The organism is Pseudomonas sp. TE6288 (assembly GCF_054062095.1).
Map to the genome: position 1 here is coordinate 235399 of NZ_JBSSEW010000006.1, position 24152 is coordinate 259550.

Consider the following 24152-nt stretch of genomic DNA (forward strand, 5'->3'; position numbering starts at 1 on the left):
ATTGGGCTGACTATCCATTCATCACTGAGAGTGGAAAAGTATGCCCTTTACGGGTATGTTTAGAGTGCCGATCATGGATGTCTACAAGCGTAGGGAGTTTGCCCGCTGGCAAGCCAGGGAGTGCTTGCCGGACCACCTGCTCTGCCGAGCAGTTGCAGAAATGCAGAGTGGGTTGGTTGACGCGAGTCTTGGCGGTTTATTATTCAAGAAGCGCATTGCTGGCCTTTGCAGTGGCAAGCGGGGTGGTTACCGCACGCTACTGTCGGCTCGTATAGGCGATCGATATGTGTTCTTGCATGGATTCGCCAAAAGCGACCTGGCCAATGTCACGCCGGCCGAGCAAAAGGCCCTGCAGTTTACCGGCAAGGTATTTCTGGAATTATCACCCCACGCCCTGGCCAAGGCATTGGGTTGCGGGGTATTGATGGAGGTCCACTGTGACCAGCAAACTCATTGAGTCATTGCGTGCCGACCTGTCGGCCCTGGAACAGGCCGGTGCTGTCGGCAAGGTTACACTTAGGGACTTCGAGGCGATCTGCCCGGCTCCGGTGCGAGCGTTCACTGCCCAGGACATCCGCGACCTGCGTGAAGCCCTTAACTTCAGCCAACCGGTGTTCGCCCTGCACCTGCACACCAGCGCATCGACAGTGCGCAAATGGGAGCAGGGCGAAACACGCCCGGCCGGGCCGGCCTTGAAGCTGCTGAACATCATTGCCGACAAGGGGCTTCAAGCCATCCTTTGAAGGTGGGCCGTCAGCCCAGTGCCTCGCGCAAGCGGTACCACAGCATCCCCAGTGCCAGCAGCGGCGAGCGCAGTGCCTTGCCGCCGGGGAAGGTCAGGTGCGGCACCGCGCGAAACACATCGAAGCCATGGCTTTGCTCGGTGGCGATGGCCTCGGCGAGCAGTTTCGCGGTCCAGTGGGTGACGTTCAGGCCATGCCCGGAGTAGCCCTGGGCATAGAACACGTTGGGGTGCTGGCTGAGCCGGCCGACCTGGGGGAAGCGGTTGGCGGTGATGCCGATCATGCCGCCCCACTGGTAGTCCAGACGCACCTCGGCCAGTTGCGGGAACACCTTGAGCACCTTGGGCCGCATGTAGGCGCCGATGTCCTTGGGGTCGCGGCCGGAATAGTGGCAGGCGCCACCGAACAACAGGCGGTTGTCGGCGGTCAGGCGGTAGTAGTCCAGGCCCACTTTCTGGTCGCACAGCGCCATGTTCTGCGGGATCAGTGTACGCGCCAGGTCTTCAGGCAGTGGCTCGGTCGCCACCACGTAGCTGCCCGCCGGCAGCACCTTGCCAGTCAAGCGTGGCTCCAGTTCGTCTAGGTGGGCGTTGCAGCCGAGTACCAGGCTCTGCGCGCGCACCTTGCCGCGGGCGGTGTGCAGGGTCACCGTACTGCCATGTTCGATGCGCAGTACCGGGCTTTGCTCGAAGATGCGCACCCCCAGGCCATGGGCGGCGTGGGCTTCGCCCTGGACCAGGTCGAGCGGGTGCAGATGGCCCGAGCCCATGTCGACCAGGCCGCCGGCGTACAGGTCGCTGGCGACGATCTCGTGCATGCGCTCGGGGCCGACCAGGCGGGTCTCATGCGGGTAGCCCAGTGTGGCGAGGTCGCGTTGCTCGTCCTCGAATGCGGCGAACTGGGCGGGGGTGTTGGCCAGCTCGCAGAACCCCCAGCGCAGGTCGCAGTCGATGCCATATTGCGCGATACGGCGGGCGACCAGGGCCACCGAATCGATCCCGGCCTGCTTGAGGTAGCGCACGCCGTCCTGGCCGACATGGCGGGCAAAGCCCGAGACGTCATGGCCGATGCCGCGGATCAGTTGCCCGCCGTTGCGCCCGCTGGCGCCCCAGCCAATACGGCGGGCCTCCAGCAGGATCACCGAGAGGCCGCGTTCGGCCAGCTCCAGGGCCGCGTTGACCCCGGTCAGGCCACCGCCGACCACGCAGACATCGGCCTGCAGGTCCTGGTCTAGCGCGGGGTAGGTCGCCGCCTGGCGCGCCGAGGCGGCGTAGTAGGAGGCAGTGTGTTCAGTCATGTGGGGCATGGGTGGGCTCGACTCAGCGATTGGACTTGATCTTGCTCCAGGAGCGGGTCATCTGCCGCAGGATCGGCGGGCTCTGCATGGACGAGACATACAGTTTGTCCAGCACCTCCTGCGGCGGGTAGATTTCGGGGTTGTCGACCAGCGCCGGGTCCATGTCGGCCTTGGCGTCGGGGTTGGCGTTGGCATAGCCGACCGTGGCACTGACCTTGGCGATCACCTTGGGGTCGAGCAGGTAGTTGATGAAGGCCAGGGCCTGCTCGGGGTTCTTGGCGTCCTTGGGGATGGCCAGCAGGTCGAACCACAGGTTGCTGCCTTCCTTGGGAATGCTGTAGGCGACCTTGACGCCGTTGCCGGCCTCTTCGGCGCGGTGCGCGGCCTGCAGTACGTCGCCGGAGTAGCCGAAGGCGATGCAGACATCACCATTGGCCAAGTCCGAAACGTACTTGGAGGAATGGAAGTAGGTGATGTATGGGCGCAGCTCCAGCAGGCGGGCCTCGGCCTTCTTGTAGTCATCGGCCTTCTCGCTGCGCGGGTTCATGCCCAGGTAGTTGAGCATGGCGGGGTAGAGCTCGTCGGGCGAGTCCATGAACGCCACGCCGCACTGCTTGAGCTTCTTCAGGTTCTCGGCTTCGAACAGTACGGCCCAGGAGTCGATCCTGTCGATGCCCAGCACCGCCTTGACCTTGTCGACGTTGTAGCCGATGCCGTTGGTGCCCCAGAGGTACGGTACGGCGTACTGGTTGCCCGGGTCGTTCTGCTCCAGTTGCTTGAGCAGTTTCGGGTCCAGGTGCCGCCAGTTCGGCAGCTTGCTGCGGTCCAGCGGCAGGAACGCGCCGGCCTGAGCCTGGCGCGCGAGGAAATGGTTGGAGGGCACGACCACGTCGTAGCCGGTGCGCCCGGCCAGCAGCTTGCCCTCCAGGGTTTCGTTGGAGTCGAACACGTCATAGACCACCTTGATCCCGCTGCTGGCCTGGAAGTCGGCCAGGGTGGTGTCACCGATGTAGTCGGTCCAGTTGTAGACGCTCACCGTCGGCTGGGCCTGGACGGCCGCGCCGAACAGCAGGGCGAAGGTTGCGGGGATCAAAGCTTGCGGATGACGCATGTCGACACCTCGTTGGTCTTGTTCTTCGAGTTCGGTGGTGTAGGGGCTGCTTTGCAGCCCATCGCCGCGGTTCGTCGCCACGACAAGCCGGCTCCCACAGGCATCTTGGTTCTGCCGTGGGATCTGGCCTGCCAGAAAGCGGATCAGACGCTCAACAGCAGGAACTCGCGCTCCCACGAACTGATCACGCGCTTGAAGTTTTCATGCTCGGCACGCTTGACCGCGACGTAGCCCTGGACGAACTGCTGGCCGAGGTACTGCTGCACTTTTTCGCAGTCTTCCATGTGCTGCAGCGCGTCCTCGATGGTGATCGGCAGGCGCAGGTTGCGCCGCTCATAGGCGCGGCCCTGTACCGGGGCGCTGGGTTCGAGTTTCTCGACCATGCCGATGTAACCGCACAGCAGGCTCGCGGCGATGGCCAGGTAGGGGTTGGCGTCGGCGCCCGGCAGGCGGTTCTCCACGCGCATCGCTTCGGGGCTCGACGTTGGCACGCGCAGGCCGGCGGTACGGTTTTCCTCACCCCATTCGACGTTCACCGGCGCCGAGGTGTCAGGCAGGAAGCGGCGGAACGAGTTGACGTTCGGCGCGAACATCGGCAACAGCTTGGGGATGTACTTCTGCAGGCCGCCGATATGGTGCAGGAACAGCTCGCTCATGCTGCCGTCGTCATTGGCGAAGATCGGCTTGCCAGTGGCGATGTCGACCACGCTCTGGTGCAGGTGCATGGCACTGCCCGGTTCATCGGTGATCGGCTTGGCCATGAAGGTGGCGGTGACGTTGTGCTTGAGCGCCGCCTCGCGCATCGTGCGCTTGAATACGGTGATCTGGTCGGCCAGGTCCAGGGCGTCGCCGTGGCGGAAGTTGATCTCCATCTGCGCCGGGCCGTCTTCATGGATCAGCGTGTCGAGGTCCAGGCCCTGGATTTCGCACCAGTCGTAGACGTCCTCGAACAGCGGGTCGAATTCGTTGGCGGCATCGATGGAAAACGACTGACGGCCACTTTCGGCGCGGCCCGAGCGGCCCAGCGGCACCTGCAGCGGCAGGTCCGGGTCCTCGCAGCGCTGGGTGAGGTAGAACTCCATCTCCGGCGCGACGATCGGCTGCCAGCCCTTGTCGGCGTACAGCTTGAGCACCTTCTTCAGTACGTTGCGCGGCGACAGCTCGATGGGGTTGCCTTGTTTGTCGAAGGTGTCGTGGATGACGATCGCGGTCGGTTCGATGGCCCAGGGGATCTGGTACACCGCCGTGGGGTCGGGGCGGCAGACCATGTCGATGTCGGCGGCGTCGAGCAGGCTGTAGTAGATGTCGTCGTCGACATAGTCGCCGGTGACGGTCTGCAGCAGCACGCTCTCGGGCAGGCGCATGCCGCGCTCGTGGAGGAACTTGGCGGTCGGGGCGATCTTGCCGCGGGCGATGCCGGTCAGGTCGCTGATCACGCATTCGACTTCGGTGATCCGGTGTTCTTTCAGCCAGGTGGACAGCTGATCGAAGGGGGCGTTCATACAAACCTCTTGGTTGGGTAGTTGTGGTGGGACGCAAGGCGTTCAGTGCCGAGGGGCACTTCCCACAGGTGACGCTGAGGACTATCTTGGTCGCTGCCCCCCAGGGTGATCTATCCACTTTCTTCGGCAATTAATGCACCAAAAGAGTGCAACTAGGACAGCGCGTGACAACGCCAACCGCCTTGCAGGTCCAGGATTACCGCACCACCGATGTGACCGAACAGACCCGCGTCACCCCTGGCTGGCAGCAGCAATACCGGCAGATGTCGCCCGGGCATTTCAACGGCCAGCTGCGCTGGCTGGGCCTCGATGGCGTGGAGGTCTACGAGGAGCGCCTGAACACCCGGGTCGAGCAGTTCTTTCGCGCGCCCAGCGGCGCCCTGGCGTTCTGCTTCGACCGCAGTGAAAACAGCCTCTATCTGCTCAATGAAGACAGCCGCAATATCTGGATCACCCCGGAGAACTACCAGGAAGTGGCGGTGGTGTTCGAGCAGCCGTTTTTGGCCAGCCACGGCCTCGACCTGGAACGCCTGCGCGGTCTGTTCATGGTGCCGCTGACCTGCCAGCAGAACGCTTTGTTCGGCAACTGGCTGAGCGCCACGCTCACGCAGCTGGGACAGGCCGATTGCCCGCTGGAGGGCGGGGCGCTGGGCGAGCAGTTGCTGGAGGACTGCCTGTTCATCCTCGACAACGCCGGCCAGCGCCTGCAGGGCGAGGCGCTGGGGCGGCGCGACGAGGAGCGGGCGATCATGCGCCGGGTCAGCGAGTGGGCCGCCGACTGCCCCGACGAAACCCTAAACCTGCTGCAACTGGCCAAGGTCGCCGGGGTTTCCGTGCGTCAATTGCAGCAAGCCTTCAAGGGTTTCACCAACCTGCCACCGGCGCATTGGTTGCGCCTGCGTCGCCTGAACGGCGCGCGGCGCGATCTGCTGGCTGGTGACGCGACCGTGGCCGAAGTGGCGATGCGCTGGTCGTTCTGGCACCTGGGACGGTTTTCCGAAAGTTACCGGCAGCTGTTTCGCGAACTGCCGAGCGAAACGCTCAAGCGGCGGCGGGCAAGCTAGGGTCTGTAGCAAATGTGTCTGCGCGAAGGCCAGACAAGGCGAAACGGGGTGAGGAAGCGGAATGTACTGGCGTACATGAGCATTCCGAGCCCCGTTTCAACGCAGTATGGGCGAGTGCAGATACATTTGGTGCAGAGCCTAGGACAGTGCGGCAAAGCTTGCTAGTGTGCCTGCCGCAGTTTTTCGGAGGACCGGTATGGACACCGCGCAGACGCCCCGTTTCACCTACCAGAAAGTCCACCGCTACCTGAGCGACTGGCTTGATGCCCGCGCACCGGAGCTGGCGCATCGGTTGCCCTCGCTGCGCGATGTCGCCCGGCACCTGAACGTCTCGCTGTCGTCCAGCAAACAGGCTTTCGCCCTGCTTGAAGCCCAGGGGCGGATCCAGGCACGCCCCAAGATTGGTTACTTCAGCGTGGCCGGTGCAGCATCGTCGCGGCTGCCGCCTGCGCTCAGCCTGATCGACTGTTTGTATGCCAGCGCCCGGCAACCGGGCATGCTGGCCTTGAGCAGCGACTCCCCGACCATGCTGGCGTCCCTGGAGGGGCCATTGCTGAGTGTCGAACGCGAGTTGCTGCGCCAGTTGCCCCGTGCCGACGCACCACCGTTCGCGCCCTTTGGCGAACCGGCGCTGCGCGAGGCCCTGGCCCGCCGCTACAGCCGTGGCGTGGATGATCATTGGCAGGCCGACCAGGTGTTTGTCGGCGCCGATTGGCGCAGCGTGTTCGAGCTTGCGCTGCGCACACTGCTGCCACGGGGTGCCTGGGTACTGGTCGAGTCGCCTTGCTCCTGGCTGGTCCTGCGGCTGCTGCAGGCGGCGGGGATGCAGATCGTCGAGGCACCACTTGGCGCGGACGGTCGTTTCGATCTGCAGGCCGTGGCGCGAGTGTTCAGCGAAAAGCCGATCAGGGCGGCGGTACTGTCCTCGACCGTCAACATACCCCAGGGCGGCGCGATGCCGATCCAGGATAAGCAGCATCTGTGCGCCTTGCTGGCCGAGCACCAGGCGTGGCTGATCGAAAACGACAGTTATGGCGCGCTGTGCGAGGCTGCGGCGGGCCAGCGCTACCGTGACCATGCCGACCCGGAACGTTTGCTGGTGCTGGCCGGTTTCGACAAGTGCATCGGCGCGGAGGCACCGTTCGGTTACCTGTTGTGCCGTGGCGCGGCGTCGAGCCTGGCCCAAGCCTTTCTTGCCCAGGGTTTTCGCCTGCCGAGCTATCGGCAACAGGCCGTTGCCCGTTTGTTGAGCTCCGGACGCCTGGCCCGGCACCAGGGCCAGCTGATTCGGCACCTGGCACGCAGCCGTCAGCGCATGGCGCAGTTGCTTGAGCGTCACGCCGCCGACTGCCTGCGCCTGGCGATGCCCGTGGCGGGCGCCACGTTCTGGCTGCAGGCGGTGCGCCCGGTAGACATGCAGGCCGTGTGCAAGCAGTTGCTGGGTCAGGGCGTGGTGATCGTGCCGGGGGCGTTGTTCAGCCAGGCCGGGTTCTGGCGCGACCATCTGCGGCTGAGCTTTACCGTCGATTGGCAGCTGGACATCGAAGCTGCGCTGGTCAAGCTGGCCCGAGCGATCCGTCAGGCACCTCAGCTGCCGTAGCAATGCTCGCGTTCAGGGAACTCACCCTGACGCACTTCATTGGCATAGCGGGCGCAGGCTAAGCGGATGACTGTCGACACGTCGGCGTACTGCTTGACGAACTTCGCCTTGCGCGGCCCGCTCAGCCCGAGGAGATCCTCGGTGACCAGGATCTGGCCATCGCAGGCCGGGGAGGCGCCGATACCGATGCAAGGCTGCCGACTTTCTTCGCTGATACGTCGGGCCAGTGGCTCGGCCACGCCCTCGAGCAGCAGGCTGAAGGCGCCGGCGGCCAGGTTGGCGCGCGCATCGGCATGGATGGTGGCGGCGCTTTCCTCGGTCAGCCCTTGTGCCTTGTAGCCGCCCAGGACATTGACGAACTGCGGCATCAAGCCGACGTGAGCCATCACCGGAATACCCCGCTCGACCAGAAACGCCACCGTGGCGGCCAGTATGCGGTTGCTTTCCAGCTTCACCGCGTCGCATCCGGTTTCGGCCAGCACCCTGGCGCAGCTGCGCAGTGCCTGTTCAGGGGACTCCTGGTAACTGCCGAAAGGCATGTCGGCGATCACGCAGGCGTGCTGGGTACAGTCGACCACGGCACGGGTGTGGCTGATGGTTTCCTCCAGCCGCATGGCCAAGGTTGAGCGCCGTCCATAGGCGACCATGGCGGTCGAGTCGCCCACCAGGATGAAGTCCATCAACGGGTCGATCAGGCGAGCGATCGGCGTGCTGTAGGCGGTGAGGGCGGCGATCTTCTGCCGGCCCTTCATGGCGGCCAGTTCAGGGACGGTCAGGCGACGGGTGTCGGGTTGCAGGCTCATGGGTACCTCCGGTTCGCTGGGGAGGTGCTCGATTATTCGTGTATGGGAAGGGGATTCAAGATACAGGATCGGGCCGATTTGCAGCCCAGTTGCGCATGGCCAGGCGGCAACCTCAGGTGCGGGGCGGCTGGAGCCGCTCCCGCAGCGGTGGTAACGGGGCGCGGGGATCAGTTGCGATCCAGCCACACCGTCTGGGCATTGGTGAACTCGCGCACGCCGAAGTGTGACAGCTCACGGCCAAAGCCACTTTTCTTCACGCCACCGAACGCCACGCGGGGGTCGGATGCGCAGTAGCCGTTGATGAACACGCCGCCGGTGTCCAGCGCAGCGGTCATGCGCTCGGCCAAGGCATAGTCGGCGGTGTAGATGGTTGCGGCCAAGCCGAATTCGCTGTCGTTGGCCAGCGCCACGGCGTGGTCGGCGTCGCGGGCGCTGATGATCGCCGCCACCGGCCCGAACAGCTCCTGTTTGAACGCGGTCATGTCCGGGGTGACGTTGGCGAATACAGTCGGCTCGTAGAAGTTGGCCGCGCCCTCGACCTTTTTGCCCCCCAGCAGCAGCGTGGCGCCTTCGGCGAGGGTCGCCTGGACCTGGCCGTCGAGTTCATCGCGCAGGTCGTAGCGCGCCATCGGGCCGATGTAGGTGGCGTCGTCCAGCGGATTGCCGACGGTCAGCGCACGGGTGGCCTCGACGAACTTGTGGGTGAACGCCTCGACAATGCTTTCTTCGACAATCAGGCGCTTGGCCGCGGCGCAGACCTGGCCGGTGTTCTGGTAGCGGCCGATCACGGCGGCCTTCACCGCTGCATCAAGGTCGGCATCGGCCAGTACGATGAACGGATCGGAGCCGCCCAGCTCCAGCACGCACTTCTTCAGCGCCGCGCCGGCTTGCGCGCCGATGGCCATGCCGGCGCGCACGCTGCCGGTCAGGGTGATGGCGGCGATGCGCGGGTCGTTGATGGCGCGGGTGACGCCCTCTGGGGTGACATTGAGCACTTCGAACACGCCCTCAGGCAGGCCGGCGCGTTTGAACAGGTCGGCCAGCAGGTAGGCGCTACCCATCACGTTGGGCGCGTGCTTGAGCACGTAGGTGTTGCCCGCCAGCAGCGCCGGCACCGCGCCGCGCAGCACCTGCCAGATCGGGAAGTTCCACGGCATCACGGCGAGGATCGGGCCAAGCGGGCGGTATTCGATACGGGCCTTTTCGATCTGGGTCGGCTCCGGCGCGAGCATGGCCGGGCCGTGTTCGGCGTACCACTGGCACAGGCCGACACACTTGCTGACTTCACCGCGGGCCTGGCTGATCGGCTTGCCGATCTCGCGGGCGATCATCTGCGCGAAGGCCTCGGCGTTGGCCTGCAGGGCCTGCCCGAGCGCGACCAGGTACTCGCTGCGCTGACCCAGCGACACTTTGCGCCACTGGCTGTAGCCGACCTTGGCGCGTTGCAGCGCCGCGTCCAGTGCGGCGTCGGTGTCGAAGGCGTAATGGCCGATCCGTTCGCCGCTGTAGGGGTCGACGGAGATGGCGTGGGTCAGGCTGCTGATCTCGCTCATGGCAGGACTCTCATTGTTCTGATGGGGTGAGCGCAGACTAGTGGTGGCGCGCTTTAATGAAAACTGAATAATAATGAGCGAAACATTCACGTTTGGAGAATGACCGTGGACCTGGTGCAACTCGAGATGTTCAAGGCCGTGGCCGAGCACGGCAGCATCAGCGCCGCCGCCCAGCAGATCCATCGGGTGCCGTCGAACCTGACCACCCGTATCAAGCAGCTGGAGGAGGACCTGGGTGTCGAGCTGTTCATCCGCGAGAAGAGCCGCCTGCGCCTGTCGCCGGCCGGCTGGAACTTCCTCGAGTACACCCGGCGCATCCTCGATCTGGTACACGAGGCACGCCTGACCGTGGCGGGGGAGGACCCCCAGGGCACTTTTGCCCTGGGTTCGCTGGAAAGCACCGCCGCGGTGCGCATCCCGGCCTTGCTGGCGGCCTACAACCAGCGCTACCCGAAGGTCGACCTTGACCTGTCCACCGGGCCGTCGGGGACCATGCTCGAAGGGGTGTTGTCCGGGCGCCTGGTGGCGGCTTTCGTCGATGGACCGGTGCTGCACCCGACGCTGGAAGGCATGCCGGTGTTCGAGGAAGAGATGATGGTCATCGCACCGCTCAACCACCCGCCCGTGACCCGTGCCCGGGACGTCAACGGCTCGAGCATCTACGCCTTTCGCGCCAACTGCTCGTACCGCCACCATTTCGAAAGCTGGTTCATTCATGACCAGGCGGTGCCGGGCAAGATCCACGAGATGGAGTCGTACCATGGCATGCTCGCCTGTGTCAGCGCAGGCGCAGGCCTGGCGATGATGCCGCGCAGCATGCTCGAAAACATGCCGGGGTGCAGCACGGTCAGCGCCTGGCCGATGGCCGAGGATTTTCGCTACTTGAAGACCTGGCTAGTGTGGCGACGGGGGACGGTGTCGCGCAGCTTGAGCATGTTCATCAAGTTGCTGGAGGAGCGTCGTGAGCTGCCCTTGTCTTGAGGGCAACGCCTCGCGGACTAACGGTGCGTCAACGGGCGAACCCGAGCCCCGGAAAACCCTCCAAATTGTGTAGATCATCCCACCAGGGAGGAATGCACCATGCGCACTCACCATTACGGCCTTTGCGCCGCGCTGTTGCTGGCATTGGCCATGCCTTGGAACCTTGCAGCGGCCACCGACCTGAATACCCCCATCGATCCGCAGGGCGTGCAATTGCAGCCCCAGGAACAGAACGGCATCCGTTACCTGCAGGGCGGTATCGGCCAGGATGAAGCCGATGCCCTGCGCCGCACACCCGGCTACGACCTGCACATCACCCTCTCGACCGGTGCCGAAGGCAAGTTCCAGAGTGGTGCCGCGGTGGATATCCAATCGGCCCAGGGCCAGTCGGTACTGACATTGCAGGACGTCGGTCCGTTGATCTTCGTGCAATTGCCCCCTGGGCACTACCGCGTGGTCGGCAATGCCGAGGGCCAGACGGTGCAGCAGCAGGTGACGGTGGACGGCAAGGCGCCTGCGCGGGTTGATCTCAACTGGCGCTAAGTGCCTGTCGCGGGGCAAGCCCGCTCCCACAAGGGGCTGCAGATCGGGCACGTGCATGACAGGCTCCAGGTGCACTTTGGCCGGCGCAGGGTGGCGCAGAAGTTTTCGCCGCATCTCCACTGGCAGTTCAACCCCATGTGCTGGCACAGGCCTCGCCGCGTGAGCGAAGGCTGCCAGGCAAGCACGAAGTGGAATACGAATGAACCTGTGAAGCGAGCGCACTGTCCTTAGCCAATAGTGGCAAATCACTTTCAACTTTCAGACTGTTCGGACAATAATCAAAGAAGTATTACCACTTGTAACCCGGTTGGATGTGCCGGGTGGCGGGTGCAGAACGAGGGGCCCAGCCCCCGATTGTCGCAGGTACGCGCACCTCGCGGACCTGTCCGTGAAGACCATCAGGAGAAGTCATTTGATGAGAACCCGTTTCGCCACAACGTTGGCAGCCACCGTGCTGGCACTCGCCGGCGCCAACCTGGCCCAGGCCGCGCAGATGTCTGGTGCCGTGGGCGCCACTGGCCAGGGCGACATGACCTACCGCATCGGCCTGTCCTTCGATTGGGACAAGAAATGGCTGGAAAGCAGCACCGGGCACCTGACCGGATACTGGGATGCGGCCTACACCTACTGGGAAGGCGGCGAGGCCAGTGGGGCCCACTCGCTGTCGATCAGCCCGGTGTTCGTCTATGAATTCAGTGGCTTTACCTACACCCCCTTCATCGAGGCGGGTATTGGCCTGGCGGCGTTCTCCAAGACCGACGTGGGCGACCAGCGCCTTGGCTCGTCGGTGAACTTCGAGGACCGGATCGGTTTCGGCCTGAAGCTGCCGGCGGAGCAGAAGATCGGCATCCGCGCCATGCATTACTCCAACGCCGGGCTGAAGCAGCCTAACGACGGGATCGAGTCGTACTCGCTGTTCTACAGCAAGGCGTTCTGAGTCCACGCAAGCTACCGATCGAGGGGCAGGTCTGCTCCCGCACTGCGGGAGTGGGCTTGCCCCTCGATGGCATTCAGCGCACCGCCTTGATCGCCAGCACATTACACAACGGATGCTCCAGCACATGCGCCGTGGTGCCGCCGAGAAACGCCTGCAACGCATCGTGTCGGTGATTGCCCATGACGATCACATCTACCCGGTGAGCGGCGATGTATTGGGTGATCGCCTTGACCGCCGGCCCTTCGAGGAAGTGGCGACGTTCTAGGTCGATCTGGTAGTGATCGCCCAGGCGGTTGAATGCCGTGCGCTGGGCTGTACGCACGCTGGTATCGAAACCGGGCATGGTCACGGTGCCGGCGCCGAAGTCGGCGATATGGGTCCTGGCCGCATCACACACATGCAACAGGTGCAGTTCGGCGTTGCACTGCAGGGCCAGGGCATGGGCGCTGCGAATCACCGCGTCGTCCAGGTGCTCGCCGGCACCATGGCTGTTGAGGTCGACCGCGGCGGCGATCTGTCGGGGCAAAGGCAGGCGGATGTCGCTGACCAGGTGCACCGCCACCGGGCTGTCCTTGAGCAGTTGCCAGTCCAGCGGGGTGACCAGCAGGCGCTTGAGGATGGGTTCGTGCTGCACGTCCTTGACCAGCAGGTCGCAGCCCAGCCGCTCGATCTGCGCCAGCACGCTGCCCAGTGGATCACGGGTCAGCAGCAGTTCGGTAGAGACATCCAGGCCGGCATTACGCAGTTGCTCGGCCTCGTCGGCCAGCCATTGGCGGTTGTCCTCGAGCAGGCGTTCGCGCTCGCGGCTGTCGCTCATCAGGCCAAAGGTGTCGACATCGTCGACGAAGACGTTGAGGTCCAGCAGTGCCCCGCTGGACTCGGCCAATGCCGCAGCGCGCTGCAGGGCAGGCGTATGGCGCATCTGCGGGCCGAGCATGACCAACAATCGCTTGAACTGGCTCATCTCACACCTCCACGTGTGGCAGCCCCCTGTTCAGTCTAGACCCGTCGCCGGTGAAGTCCGCTGGAGCGACGACGGGTCATGCCTCAGTGCGGCGCGCGCGGGATGGTCTTGAGCAGGTCTTCCGGGCTGATGTGCCCGACCACCTGGGCCACTGCGCTGCCTGGGGTCGGCAGGTCGATGATATGGCTCTTCATCTTGCCGATCACATGCATCTCGCAAGGCTTGCAGTCGAACTTCAGGGTAAGCACTTCATCGCCCTGGATCAGCTGCATCGGCGCCACCTTGGTGCGCACGCCGGTCACACCCTTGGCCTGCTTGGGGCACAGGTTGAAGGAGAAGCGCAGGCAGTGCTTGGTGATCATCACCGGCACCTCGCCGTGCTCTTCATGGGCCTCGTAGGCCGCGTCGATCAATTGCACGCCGTGGCGGTGGTAGAAGTCGCGGGCCTTCTGGTTGTAGACGTTGGCCAGGAACGACAGGTGCGACTCGGGGTACACCGGCGGTGGCGTGGTCTCGGCCTTGCGCCCGCCACGCGGGTGGGCCTTGACCCGCGCTTCGGTCAGTGCCTCGATGGCCTCGCGACGCAGGGCCTTGAGTTGCGAGTTGGGAATGAAGAACGCCTGGGGCGCATCGAGTTCGATGGCGTCGGCGTGGTACATCGTGGTACCCAACTGGCCGAGCAGGTCGTGCAGTTGCTCGAGCGCCTGTTCCGGCTTGTTGGCGGCGCCGAACGGGCCGTCCAGGGCGACCTGCACGCTGACGCCTTCCTCGCTGCCGAGGGTCAGCATCAGGCGCTGCTCACGCAGTACGGCATGCCATTCGACAGCCACCCGGCGCTCGGACGACGTACGCTGCAGCGCCTGTTGCCAGTTGTGGTCGAGGTTGCGCGAAAGCGGATGGTTGGGGCGTAGCTTGTACAGGCCCTCGGGCATCTCGTTGGGCTCGACGCGGTAGCGGTAGCGCTTCTGGCCGTCCTCCTCGGATTCGCTTTTCAGCTCGGCGATGTTGGCGCGGAAGCCCACGACTTCACGCTTGACCAGCACATTGAGGCCGTCGCCGTTGGTCAGCGGGACATCGGTGGTCACCAGCAGGTCGCGCTTGCCGACTTTCTCGACCACGCCCACTGGCAGGCCAGTGAAGGTTGGGGAGTCGAAGGCGCCGATGTCGATCTTGCGGTCGCTGACAAAGTAGTCGGTGCTGCCACGGTGGAAGGTCTTGTCCGGGTCCGGCACGAAGAAGTGTTCGGTGCGGCCACTGGAGGCGCGAGCCAACTCGGGGCGGTCCTCGAGGATGGCGTCGAGCTCCTTGCGGTAGTGGGCGGTGATGTTCTTCACATAGCCCATGTCCTTGTAACGACCTTCGATCTTGAACGAGCGCACGCCGGCATCGACCAGGTCGCGCAGGTTGGCGGTCTGGTTGTTGTCCTTCATCGACAGCAGGTGCTTCTCGAAGGCGACCACGCGGCCCTGGTCGTCCTTGAGGGTGTACGGCAGGCGGCAGGCCTGGGAGCAGTCGCCGCGGTTGGCGCTGCGCCCGGTCTGGGCGTGGGAGATGTTGCACTGGCCGGAGAAGGCCACGCACAGCGCGCCGTGGATGAAGAACTCGATGGCCGCGTCGGTCTCGGCGGCGATGGCGCGGATCTGCTGCAAGTTCAGCTCGCGGGCCAGTACCAGCTGGGAGAAACCGGCCTGGTCGAGGAACTTGGCCCGCTCCAGGGTGCGGATATCGGTCTGGGTGCTGGCATGCAGCTCGATCGGCGGGATATCCAGCTCCATCACCCCCAGGTCCTGCACGATCAGCGCGTCGACACCGGCGTCGTACAGCTGGTGGATCAGCTTGCGTGCTGGCTCCAGCTCGTTGTCGTGGAGGATGGTGTTGATGGTGGTGAACACGCGGGCATGGTAGCGCCGGGCGAACTCGACCAGCTCGGCGATATCGCTCACTTCGTTACAGGCGTTATGGCGCGCGCCAAAGCTCGGGCCGCCGATGTAGATGGCGTCGGCGCCGTGCAGGATCGCCTCGCGGGCGATGCTCACGTCACGGGCAGGGCTGAGCAGTTCCAGGTGGTGCTTTGGAAGGGACATGTCGTTATAGGTTCGGGCTGTCACGGTAAGACGGGCATTGTAGCGGTGAAACGGGGCGGGGGCATCCATAACCGATGAACTTGCCCAAACGGTGGTAAAGGGCCTGGCATTTTTGTCAGTTATGCGTGCGGCGCGATAGTGATAGCGTCGGGTCCAAAATCGTTCTGCAAAAAGGTTATGCGATGACTTCCAGCCGTTTGTCCGTGATCGACCAGCAGCGATCAGTGCTGGGGAGCTCCAGCCTGCCCAGGGCTTATGCGCCGTATGGGGCCGTTTCCGATAAGCGCGGGGCTCTGTTGGCCTATTGCGGCCAGCCCCGCGATTCGTTGACGGGCCATTATCACCTGGGCAACGGGTATCGGACCTTCAATCCATTGCTGATGCGGTTCAACTCGCCTGATCGGTTGAGTCCGTTTGGGGCGGGGGGGATCAATGCTTTTGCGTACTGTCAGGGTGATCCGATCAACTTCCATGATTCCCGGGGTACTGAGAGGACTTTTGTCAGATCACTCCTGGTCACGGCGGCCTCTGCAGTAGGCACGGCTGGTGCGAACGAGGCACCCCATCATTTAAAACAGTTATGGGACATGTCCGTCTACTCGGAAAATCGGCAAATACTGATAGACAACCAGCTTGAAGAGCTGGCGGGTCAACCTGTGACATTCATGCAGAGGGCTACCCATGTTGTTGGAGCGCTGACTAGTACAACTTCAGCTGTTGTTGGATGGGGGGCAGGCCTATATCTAGGCGCCACGGAGGAGGGCGGTGGTCATTGGGCTACGGAGTTGGGCTTGCTTGGCGCGGTCGTCGGTGCCGCTTCGATTTCCAAGATTTCTGACATGCTCTCATCTAGCCAAGAGGTCAATTTTGGCGCCAAGGCAAAGGCGTTGCAGGTTGATATCAACGATATGTACCAAGAGAAAAGGGTGCGAGCTCAGACGTCACCTATGGGCCAGGTGGCAATTGGTGTTGGTGAGACGCTTAATGCGGCATTGCGCGATGGACCACAAGAAAGCAGCGTTTGATGAAGGACCAGTCGTCATAGGGCCGCGCCATAGGCGGCCCATGAGCAGATCTCAGCCCTTGGCCGCCATCGCCGTTACTTCCACACGCATCCCTTCGAACGCCAGCGAAGCCACGCCCACCGCCGCACGCACCGGCCATGGCTTGCTGAAGAACCGCTGGTACACCTCGTTGAACGCCGCCCGATCGGCCATGTCGGTCAGGTAGATGGTCAGGTGCAACACCCGGTCCATCGAGCTGCCGGCGCGCTCCAGGGCATCTTTCAAAGCCTGCAGGGTGCATTCGCACTGTTTGGTGATGTCGCCCAGCTCTAGGCTGCCGTCGGCGTGCACGGGGATCTGGGTGCTGACCAGGATGCCGTTGTACTCGGCAACGTCCGAGGAGATCGAGTCGGCGTCCGGGTCGGGGGTGTAGATGATGTCGCTGTGTGCCATGGGGTTTCGCCTTGCAACGGAAGGAAACCGCCAAGCCTACGCGAGCAGGCAGGGCAGGTCGAGGCAGGGCGGTCGGTCGCGGGCATTTGAAATACCTGGCCGGGACCGGCAGAATCGCCCCCCACCCGGCCACAGGCGCCGGGCCCTGGTCGTGAAAAGAGGCTTGCGTTGAACGAACACACATTGTCCATGCGCCTGGAGCGCGTGGCAGCCCATGTGCCGGCGGGTGCGCGACTGGCCGATATCGGCTCGGACCATGGCTACCTGCCGGTGGCGCTGGCGCGTCGAGGCGCGATTGTCGCGGCCGTGGCCGGCGAAGTGGCGCTGACGCCTTACCAGGCCGCGCAGCGCACAGTGCGCGAAAACGGCCTGGAAGACCGCATCACCGTGCGCCATGCCAGTGGCCTGGCGGCCATCGAGCCAAATGATGGCATCACCGCAGTCAGTATCTGCGGCATGGGCGGCGAGACCATTCGCGACATCCTCGAGGTCGGCAGGCAACACCTGGGCGGCCACGAGCGGTTGGTACTGCAACCCAACGGCGGTGAACAGGCGCTGCGCCAGTGGCTGATGGACAACGGCTATCGGATCGTCTGCGAGGAAGTGTTGCGTGAAAACCGTTTCGACTACGAAATCATCGTCGCCGAACGTGCCGAGTCGGTCAGCTACAGCGCCGAGCAGCTGTACTTCGGCCCGCTGCTGATGCAGGCGCGCAGCCCGGCGTTCCTGTTCAAGTGGCAACGCATGCTGCGCCAGAAACACCAGACCCTGGCCAATTTCGCCCGGGCGCGCCAGCCAGTGCCCGAGGAAAAGGTGCGCGATATCACCCGTCAGGCGCTGTGGATTACCGAGTTGCTGGCGTGAAGCGCCTCACCTTGGGTTGACCACGTTGGCTGGCACCTTCATCACCAGTACGGCGCCCAGTACGATGGCCACGGCCAGTACCTGCAAGGCCAGGCCCGGGCTGGCAGTGCTGTCGCGCATCCAGCCGATCAGGTAAGGCGCGGCGAACGAGGCGATACTGCCGAACGAACTGATCATGGCGATGCCGGCGGCCTGGGTGCCGCCCGCCAGGAAGGCCGGCGGCAGTTGCCAGAACATCGGCAGCGCGGCGCTGGCGCCCATGCCTGCGACCACCAACCCACTCATGACCAGCCAGGGGTCGTCCGGTGCCCATCCGGCCAGGGCGATGCCGGCGGCGGCCATCAGCAACGGCCCGCCCAGGTGCCAGCGGCGTTCGCGGTGACGGTCGGACGAGCGTCCGCAGCCGAGCATGAACAGACAACCGGCCAGATAAGGGATGGCGCTGAGCAGGCCGACCTGGCCATCGCTGCCGATGCCGGCGCCGTGAATCAGGCTGGGCATCCAGAAGGCCAGGGTGTTGACTGCCAGCATCACCGCGAAATAGATCGCCACCAGCAACCAGACATGGGCGTCGCCCAGCAGCCCGCGCATCGAGTCGATCGGCTTGTGCCGCTCCTCGCGGGCCATTTCCTCGCGCATTGCACGCTTCTGATCGGCGGTGAGCCAAGCCACCTGCTCGAAACTGTCCGGCAGGGCCTTGAGCACCACCAGCCCGAGCAACACCACCGGCAGCCCCTCGATCAGGAACATCCACTGCCAGCCCCGCATGCCGCCCTGATCGTGAAACGCCTGCAGGATGCCGCCGGACAGCGGCCCGCCGACCACTCCGGCCAAGGGCACGGCGATGGCGAACAGTGCCGTGATCTGGGCGCGGCGCCGGGCCGGATACCAGCGATTGAGCACCACGAGGATGCCGGGGAAGAAACCGGCCTCGGCCATTCCCAGCAGAAAGCGCAAGGCATAGAACCCGGCGGCGTCCTGCACCCACATCATGCCGCTCGACAACAATCCCCAGACCACCATCAGGGTGGCGATCCAGCGCCGTGGGCCGACCCGCTCCAGGGCCAGGTTGCTGGGCACGCCGAACAGCGCATAGGCGATGAAGAACAGGCCGGCCCCCAGGCCGTAGACAGTGTCGGAAAAACCCAGGTCGGCACTCATCTGCATCTTGGCGAAGCCGATGTTGATGCGGTCCAGGTGGGCGAACAGGTAGCACACCAGCAGCAGCGGCATCAGCCGCCAGGTGATGCGGGTGTGGGTAGCGTCGCAGGCGCGCACGGACGGCGCCGTGGAGGTATCGATCGTATTCATGGTCCGGGACGTTCTTGTTGTTGTCCCGGCAGATCATGCGACGCCGTGTCAGGCGGGCAAATGCACTTTCAGCAAGATGGCTGGTATTTTTGCCATGGGGTTACAGCTGCGAGCAGTTGCCCATCTGGCGGTAGTCGACTTCGCGGGTCTGGCCCTGGTGGTCGACGTAGACCATGTGCGCCGTACCGACCTGGCAATCGGCGTCGTTGCTGGCCGGAGTGATCGAAATGACCTTGGCGATGTCCAGCGGCATGCCGTATTCGTAGGTGCTGGGGCTGTTGTCGGCGAAGGCGCCGAACGAGGCGAGGGTGGCGCTGAGGGCGAGCAGGGCAATCGAACGTTTCATGACAGGTACCTCATTTATTGCGGATAGCTAATGATCCATTCATTTGTGTTTCACAATAAATGGGCTATCCCGTGATAGATTCCTGCCTTTCATGTATGAATGAGGGTGCCTGCCCATGGACATGCTGCATGCGATGCGAACCTTCGCCCGGGTAGTGGAATGCGGCAGCTTCGCCGGGGCCGCCCAGGCCCTGGATATTTCCGCCGCGCAGGTGTCGCGGATCGTCGCCGAGCTCGAGAACCAGCTGCAGACCCGCCTGCTGCACCGCACCACCCGGCGCCTGCGCATGAGCGAGGCGGGCGAGCGTTTTCTCGAGCGCACCCGGCAGATCATGCTGCTCACCGAGGAGGCGGTGGACGAGGCGCGCGGCGCCCACCTCACCCCCCGTGGCCGCCTGCGTTTTCACTGCACCCATGGCCTGGGGCTATTGATGATGCCGCTGGTGGCGCGCTACAACGCGACCTGCCCGGAAGTGGTGATGGAGTTGACCCTGTCGCAGCGCAACCCCGACCCACTTGCCGAAGGGCACGACGTGGTGATCACCATCGGCCAGGGCCTGCCGGACTCGCAACTGATCGCCATCCCGCTGGGCAGCATCCACAGCATCCTGTGCGCATCCCCGGATTACCTTGCCCGTCACGGCGTACCCGAGCGCCCCGAGGACTTGCACGGGCACGTCTGCCTGCGCACCGTCGACCCGCTGTTCGAGGAGGACTGGTCGTTCGAAGGCCACCCCGACAATTGCGTGATCGTGCCCCAGGACACCTTCCTCACCAACGTTGCAGACGCCATGCTCAAGGCCACCGAACTGGGCATGGGGGTGGGCTTGTTGCCGTACTACTCGGCGAGCCAGGCGATGCAGGAGGGGCGCTTGTGCCGGTTGCTGGCGCCGCATCGGCTGCGCCAGCGCGAGATCTATGCGATCTATCCGTCACGGCATTACCTGGACGCCAAGGTGCGCACCTGGCTGGACTTTCTCAAGGAGCAGCTGCCGTTGTTGTTCGCCGAGCACCAGCGCGTGGTGGACGAGCCCCGATACTGGCGTTGAAGGCCGTGCGCTTCGCGGGTCACCGGCTGTCCTGATCCTCGGCGCTGCCACCAGAAGCCCCAGCGCCGCTGCCGGTGGCTTCTCCGGTACTGTTGGAGCCGCCAGCGGCACCGTCGGCGGCGTCAGAGTCGGTACCAGTGTCACTGCTGTCGTTATCCTTGCCACCGGGGCTGTTGACGCTGCTGCCTTCACCGGCGGTCTTGCCTTGCTCGGTAGTGTGCTCTTTGTGCGTGCCGCTCCCGTTCGTGTCGGTGGCGGCGAGGGCGAGGGTGGTGCTGCTGCCCAGTATCAAGGCCAGCAGCAAGGCGAGGGGACGTGGATTGACCATGATGAATCTCCTGTCGGATGACTGTCATGGTTGGGCTATCACGGCGACGCCAAGGTGCCCGTCAAGCGACGGGCGGTCCTTGGCGTCAGCCGTCAGTGGGCGTCAGGACGAGGCGTCTGTTGGCCGGGCATGGCATCCATCGCCTCCAGCGTCGGATGCTCCTGCGCCGCGTGCATCAGGTCTTCGGTCACCCGCAGTTCCGCGCCGGTTGGCGAGAAGGTTGCGGTCGGCGCGAACGGCGCCGGGTGCTCCGGTGCCGGGCGTTTGCCGCGACGCCACAGGAAGAACCCGACCATGGCCAGGTTGATCACGGCGAAGGCCCAGAACAGGCCGACTTCGCCGTAGGCAGTCATCATCGGCGAAATGGCCAGTGGGGCCATGGCCGAGCCCAGCGAGTTGATCAGCAGCAGCCCCTGGATCATCGGCACCAGCGCGTCGGCCGGGGCGCGGTCGGCGGCGCTGCTGACGGCCACCGGGTACAGCGCGAACACGCCGCCGCCGAGCAGGAACAGCAGCGCCGGCAGCAGCACGGTGTCGGCTGGCAGCAGCACGATCAAAACCGACAGCACGGTACACAGGGCGGCCAGGGCGATCAGCACGTCCTGGCGATCCTTGCGGTCGGACCAGCGCCCGACCGGGTACTGTAGCAGCATGGCGCCGAGGATCACCCAGGCCATCATGTCGCCGGTCTCGCCGACGTCCAGGCCGATGCGTTGCAGGTACAGCGGCAGCAAGGCATAGATCCCGGCGATGGCGACCCCCGAGCCGAAGCAGCCAACCAGCCCGGTCGGCGCCACGCCCAGCAGTTGCCGCGGTTTGAGCGGCTCGACCTGATCCAGCAGTGGCGATACCCGGGGCAGGATCACGATCGGCAGCACCGACAGCGTGGCGAGCATGCCGGCGACCATGAACGGCGCGGTCTCGCCCCAGCCAGTGACCTCGCCCAGGGCGGCCTGGGCGATCACCCCGGCACCGTAGAAGGCGATCATGTACAGCGCCAGCAGACGCCCACGGATCTTCGCGTCACCGGCCAGCAGCAACCAGCTCTCGATCACCAGGAACACGCCGACCGCCGCCCAGCCGTTGATCAGCCGCAGCACGAACCACCAGGTGGTGTCGTAGAACAAGCCCTGGAGCAGGATGGTTGCGCCGATCAAGGCAGCGAAGCTGCTGTAGGCGCGGATATGACCGATGCGCAGGATCAACCGGTCGTTGAAGACTGCGCCGAGGGTCAGGCCGATGAAGTAGGCCGAGGACACCACGCCGATCATGGTCGCCGATTCGCCGGCGGCGCCAAGGCGCAGGGTGGTCAGGGAAGACAGCACGCCATTGCCCAGGGCAATGATGAACAGGCCGAGCAGGGGTGCCAGCGCCATCGCCAGCAAACGCACAGACATAGTTACCTCAAGGTTGGAAAGAGCTCAGAAGCACCTTTTCGGCTGCACGTGCCGGACAGCGACGTACAGTGCGGCCTGGGCGGGATGCGAGCTTGGCAAGAGTCAACCGCGGGGCCTGTTGGGTGAAGGCCGGGCGGGGCGGTTGAGCCTGTGGCACATGCGCGATGTGTGAGGCACGGACGCGGTCTTTGCGGGGGCTTGCCACCGGTTGGGGCGACGGGCGAAAAGGAGGCGGGATTTTAAGGCCTGTACAGGATTTGCCAAGAGGGAAAAGGCTGCGACGAGAGGCCGCAGGGGTCAGGCCGTTTTACGCGCGACCAGCAGCAGGGATTGCGGCACCTGGCTCTGCGGATGTTGCGGCTCCTGCAGTTCGACCAGGGTGAAGCCCGCCAGCTCCAGTGCCTTCAGCCAGCTGCCGAGGGTGCGGAAGTACCATGGCATCGGGCGCCAGTCGCCGGCGAACCCGACGAATGACTCCTCGCGCCAGCCATCCTGGTAGTTGCCGGCGGCTGCCGTCCAGGGGTGCAGGGTCTGGATCAGCAGCGTGCCGTCGGGCCGCAGCAGATTCCGCATGGCCGTGAGCAGGGGAATGATGTCTTGCTGGAGCAGGGCGAAGTTGGCGCAGATCAGGTCATGCTCGTGGTTGATGCCCTGCACGCCTGTGATCACTTGTTCATAGCTGGCCAGGTGGACCTGCGCCGAACCTGCTGCGCGTGCGGCGGCGACAAGAGTCGCATCGCCATCCACCCCGACCGCATCGATCCCCCGTGCGGCCAGGGCACGGAGCAGCCAACCCTCGCCGCAGCCCAGATCCAGCACCCGACCGGGCTGCTGGCCGAGCACGGCCAGGAGTATCGCCTGGTCGGTGACCTGCTGGCGGGACTCGATGGCGCCGGAGCGTACGGCTTCGATCCAGGCCTGGGCGTTGTGCTGCCAGCTGTCCAGCAGTGGGTCGGTAACCATGGGGGTGCTCGGGTCCGAGGGTGGCGGGTGGCTCTAGTGTGGTGTTTTGCAAATACGACCAATAACTCGCGAGTGATTTTTGCGCTCAGGCAAGGCGTCGCGACGAGTCGTAGCTCAGCTACGGCGAGGAGTGACAACGCCGCATGAGCGCAAAAAGCACCGCGAGGTATGGTCGTTATTTGTGAAACACCACACTAGGATAGGCCAGTCTTGTGCGCATGCCCCTTTGCTCTGCACACTGGCGTCCCTGGGAAGGAGCATGGCATGGCACTTGCGAAAGCGGATTTCACCACGCGCCTGCTGGTCGATGCCGGCATCGGCCCCGGCATGCGCGTGCTCGATGTCGGGTGCGGCAGTGGCGATGTGAGCTGGCTGCTGGCCGGCCTGGTAGGCGGTGACGGCGCGGTGGTGGGTATCGACCGGGCGGCTGGCGCCCTGGAGGTTGCGCGCCAGCGTGAAGGCCGCCAAGGGGCGGCTGTACCTGAGTTCGTGGCTGCCGAACTGTGTGCGTTACCCGCGACCCTTGGGTTGTTCGACGCCATCGTCGGGCGACGGGTACTGATGTACCAGGCGGATCCGGCCAAGGCGTTGCGGGCGATGACCCGGTCCCTGCTGCCTGGCGGGTTGATGATCTTCCAGGAGCACGACGGCAGCCTGGCTCCGGCCAGCCAGGCATCATTCCCCTTGCACCACAAGGCCCAGCAATGGTTGCGGCGCATGCTTGCCTATGAGGGGGCGGACCTGCATATCGGCTTCAACCTGCACCGTGTGTTCAGCGAAGCGGGCCTGATGGTCGAGGACTTGCGTGCCGAATGCCTGGTGCAGACGCCCGGCAACGCCTACCCGCTGGGCGAGATCATCCGCGCTTGCCTGCCGCGGATCATTGCCCACGGCGTGGCCACGGCGCGGCAGGTGGGGATCGACACCCTGCAGGCGCGGTTGGATGCCGAGCGGCGACGGTCGCAGGATATCTATATCGGTGATGTCGCCTTCGGTATTTGTGCGCGCAAGCGGTGAGTCATGTAGTTAAATTGCGTGAGGTGTCAGTGGTGTTAAGTTAGTGTGATGGCTGAAGCATTTTAAATATTAAAGCGCCAAGCAGAAACTTGTATTTCTTCCTCTTCCTCTTCCTCTTCCTCTTCCTCTTCCTCTTCCTCTTCTTCTGCTTTTGCTTCTAAGCGCGCGATAGTTCAGGCGACACAAATTGCGACTTCAGGAGGCCGAACGGAGGGCTTGCGCAGGGAGGTGACGGGCAT

The 24152-nt window shown here is 64.4% G+C and carries 24 protein-coding genes and 1 pseudogene; 12 read left to right on the forward strand and 13 right to left on the reverse strand.

Annotation, left to right across the window (positions count from 1 at the left end; genetic code table 11):
• Nucleotides 1-73: 73 nt before the first annotated feature.
• Together ACVWY1_RS08520 and ACVWY1_RS08525 are read left to right on the forward strand one after the other, a co-directional pair.
• Nucleotides 74-457, forward strand: a complete 384-nt coding sequence (locus ACVWY1_RS08520; RefSeq protein ID WP_198754574.1) for a type II toxin-antitoxin system RelE/ParE family toxin — start codon at nucleotides 74-76, stop codon at nucleotides 455-457.
• Nucleotides 438-743 carry a helix-turn-helix domain-containing protein gene (locus tag ACVWY1_RS08525; RefSeq protein WP_198754575.1) on the forward strand — a complete coding sequence of 102 codons (306 nt, stop codon included), beginning with the start codon at nucleotides 438-440 and terminating at the stop codon, nucleotides 741-743. Before ACVWY1_RS08520 ends, ACVWY1_RS08525 begins: the two co-directional genes overlap by 20 nt.
• A 10-nt stretch (nucleotides 744-753) precedes the next feature.
• Here ACVWY1_RS08525 and ACVWY1_RS08530 read toward each other — a convergent pair whose 3' ends face one another.
• The 3 genes from ACVWY1_RS08530 to ACVWY1_RS08540 form a co-directional block, all read right to left on the reverse strand.
• Nucleotides 754-2049 carry an NAD(P)/FAD-dependent oxidoreductase gene (locus tag ACVWY1_RS08530; RefSeq protein ID WP_277503859.1) on the reverse strand — a complete coding sequence of 432 codons (1296 nt, stop codon included), beginning with the start codon at nucleotides 2047-2049 and terminating at the stop codon, nucleotides 754-756.
• Between the two features lie 13 nt (nucleotides 2050-2062).
• A complete protein-coding gene (locus ACVWY1_RS08535; RefSeq protein WP_023631637.1) occupies nucleotides 2063-3151 on the reverse strand; it encodes a polyamine ABC transporter substrate-binding protein in 1089 nt (362 codons plus the stop codon).
• A 143-nt stretch (nucleotides 3152-3294) separates the two neighbouring features.
• Entirely contained in the window at nucleotides 3295-4653 is a 1359-nt protein-coding gene (locus ACVWY1_RS08540; protein ID WP_028689491.1) for a glutamine synthetase family protein, read from the reverse strand.
• Between the two features lie 164 nt (nucleotides 4654-4817).
• Here ACVWY1_RS08540 and ACVWY1_RS08545 point away from each other — a divergent pair, with 164 nt between their 5' ends.
• Both ACVWY1_RS08545 and ACVWY1_RS08550 read left to right on the forward strand, forming a co-directional pair.
• Complete coding sequence (locus tag ACVWY1_RS08545; protein ID WP_110699300.1) at nucleotides 4818-5717, forward strand: helix-turn-helix domain-containing protein; 900 nt, start codon at nucleotides 4818-4820, stop codon at nucleotides 5715-5717.
• A 196-nt stretch (nucleotides 5718-5913) separates the two neighbouring features.
• Nucleotides 5914-7317, forward strand: a complete 1404-nt coding sequence (locus tag ACVWY1_RS08550; RefSeq protein ID WP_277503863.1) for an aminotransferase-like domain-containing protein — start codon at nucleotides 5914-5916, stop codon at nucleotides 7315-7317.
• Here ACVWY1_RS08550 and panB read toward each other — a convergent pair.
• Complete coding sequence (panB, locus tag ACVWY1_RS08555) at nucleotides 7305-8120, reverse strand: 3-methyl-2-oxobutanoate hydroxymethyltransferase (protein ID WP_277503864.1); 816 nt, start codon at nucleotides 8118-8120, stop codon at nucleotides 7305-7307. The genes ACVWY1_RS08550 and panB overlap by 13 nt on opposite strands.
• Before the next feature lie 167 nt (nucleotides 8121-8287).
• Entirely contained in the window at nucleotides 8288-9673 is a 1386-nt protein-coding gene (locus tag ACVWY1_RS08560; RefSeq protein WP_457378119.1) for an aldehyde dehydrogenase family protein, read from the reverse strand.
• Between the two features lie 105 nt (nucleotides 9674-9778).
• On the opposite strand from ACVWY1_RS08560, the gene ptrR reads away from it, so the two are divergent.
• The 4 genes and pseudogenes from ptrR (at nucleotide 9779) to ACVWY1_RS08580 (ending at nucleotide 12134) form a co-directional block, all read left to right on the forward strand.
• The gene (ptrR, locus tag ACVWY1_RS08565; RefSeq protein WP_102682356.1) at nucleotides 9779-10654 is read left to right on the forward strand and encodes a putrescine utilization regulator PtrR; all 876 of its coding nucleotides are present in this window, start codon (nucleotides 9779-9781) and stop codon (nucleotides 10652-10654) included.
• Nucleotides 10655-10753: 99 nt separating this feature from the next.
• A complete protein-coding gene (locus ACVWY1_RS08570) occupies nucleotides 10754-11197 on the forward strand; it encodes a carboxypeptidase regulatory-like domain-containing protein (RefSeq protein WP_198754581.1) in 444 nt (147 codons plus the stop codon).
• Nucleotides 11198-11260: 63 nt separating this feature from the next.
• Nucleotides 11261-11400: pseudogene (locus ACVWY1_RS08575) on the forward strand (phytanoyl-CoA dioxygenase family protein); the annotation flags it as partial.
• Between the two features lie 212 nt (nucleotides 11401-11612).
• A complete protein-coding gene (locus tag ACVWY1_RS08580) occupies nucleotides 11613-12134 on the forward strand; it encodes an acyloxyacyl hydrolase (RefSeq protein WP_277503867.1) in 522 nt (173 codons plus the stop codon).
• A 73-nt stretch (nucleotides 12135-12207) separates the two neighbouring features.
• On the opposite strand, the gene ACVWY1_RS08585 is transcribed toward ACVWY1_RS08580, so the two are convergent.
• Together ACVWY1_RS08585 and ACVWY1_RS08590 are read right to left on the reverse strand one after the other, a co-directional pair.
• A complete protein-coding gene (locus ACVWY1_RS08585) occupies nucleotides 12208-13098 on the reverse strand; it encodes a universal stress protein (RefSeq protein ID WP_457378120.1) in 891 nt (296 codons plus the stop codon).
• An 83-nt stretch (nucleotides 13099-13181) separates the two neighbouring features.
• Nucleotides 13182-15182, reverse strand: a complete 2001-nt coding sequence (locus ACVWY1_RS08590) for a peptidase U32 family protein (RefSeq protein WP_457378121.1) — start codon at nucleotides 15180-15182, stop codon at nucleotides 13182-13184.
• Between the two features lie 182 nt (nucleotides 15183-15364).
• Between ACVWY1_RS08590 and ACVWY1_RS08595 the strand changes: the two genes are divergently transcribed.
• On the forward strand, nucleotides 15365-16207 hold the full coding sequence (locus ACVWY1_RS08595) for an RHS repeat-associated core domain-containing protein (RefSeq protein WP_277503874.1): 843 nt from the start codon (nucleotides 15365-15367) through the stop codon (nucleotides 16205-16207).
• A 51-nt stretch (nucleotides 16208-16258) separates the two neighbouring features.
• Here ACVWY1_RS08595 and ACVWY1_RS08600 read toward each other — a convergent pair whose 3' ends face one another.
• Nucleotides 16259-16639, reverse strand: coding sequence for a RidA family protein (locus tag ACVWY1_RS08600; RefSeq protein ID WP_277503876.1), 381 nt, complete (start codon nucleotides 16637-16639; stop codon nucleotides 16259-16261).
• 168 nt (nucleotides 16640-16807) lie between these two features.
• On the opposite strand from ACVWY1_RS08600, the gene ACVWY1_RS08605 reads away from it, so the two are divergent.
• On the forward strand, nucleotides 16808-17503 hold the full coding sequence (locus ACVWY1_RS08605; protein ID WP_346843260.1) for a tRNA (adenine(22)-N(1))-methyltransferase: 696 nt from the start codon (nucleotides 16808-16810) through the stop codon (nucleotides 17501-17503).
• 6 nt (nucleotides 17504-17509) lie between these two features.
• Here ACVWY1_RS08605 and ACVWY1_RS08610 read toward each other — a convergent pair whose 3' ends face one another.
• Nucleotides 17510-18814: an MFS transporter gene (locus ACVWY1_RS08610; RefSeq protein WP_277503877.1), complete on the reverse strand. Its 1305-nt coding sequence runs from the start codon at nucleotides 18812-18814 to the stop codon at nucleotides 17510-17512.
• Nucleotides 18815-18914: 100 nt separating this feature from the next.
• Nucleotides 18915-19160, reverse strand: a complete 246-nt coding sequence (locus ACVWY1_RS08615; protein ID WP_046855760.1) for a DUF2790 domain-containing protein — start codon at nucleotides 19158-19160, stop codon at nucleotides 18915-18917.
• Between the two features lie 115 nt (nucleotides 19161-19275).
• Between ACVWY1_RS08615 and ACVWY1_RS08620 the strand changes: the two genes are divergently transcribed.
• Complete coding sequence (locus ACVWY1_RS08620) at nucleotides 19276-20208, forward strand: LysR family transcriptional regulator (RefSeq protein ID WP_046855759.1); 933 nt, start codon at nucleotides 19276-19278, stop codon at nucleotides 20206-20208.
• 19 nt (nucleotides 20209-20227) lie between these two features.
• Here ACVWY1_RS08620 and ACVWY1_RS08625 read toward each other — a convergent pair whose 3' ends face one another.
• The 3 genes from ACVWY1_RS08625 to ACVWY1_RS08635 all read right to left on the reverse strand — a co-directional run bounded on the left by ACVWY1_RS08625 (nucleotide 20228) and on the right by ACVWY1_RS08635 (nucleotide 22896).
• Nucleotides 20228-20536 (reverse strand): hypothetical protein, encoded by a 309-nt coding sequence (locus ACVWY1_RS08625; protein ID WP_102682262.1) that lies wholly within the window; start codon nucleotides 20534-20536, stop codon nucleotides 20228-20230.
• A gap of 92 nt (nucleotides 20537-20628) precedes the next feature.
• Nucleotides 20629-21933, reverse strand: coding sequence for an MFS transporter (locus tag ACVWY1_RS08630; RefSeq protein WP_277503881.1), 1305 nt, complete (start codon nucleotides 21931-21933; stop codon nucleotides 20629-20631).
• A gap of 297 nt (nucleotides 21934-22230) precedes the next feature.
• Complete coding sequence (locus tag ACVWY1_RS08635) at nucleotides 22231-22896, reverse strand: class I SAM-dependent methyltransferase (RefSeq protein ID WP_277503883.1); 666 nt, start codon at nucleotides 22894-22896, stop codon at nucleotides 22231-22233.
• A 264-nt stretch (nucleotides 22897-23160) separates the two neighbouring features.
• On the opposite strand from ACVWY1_RS08635, the gene ACVWY1_RS08640 reads away from it, so the two are divergent.
• Nucleotides 23161-23913, forward strand: coding sequence for a methyltransferase domain-containing protein (locus ACVWY1_RS08640; protein ID WP_102682259.1), 753 nt, complete (start codon nucleotides 23161-23163; stop codon nucleotides 23911-23913).
• The last annotated feature ends 239 nt before the right edge of the window (nucleotides 23914-24152 follow it).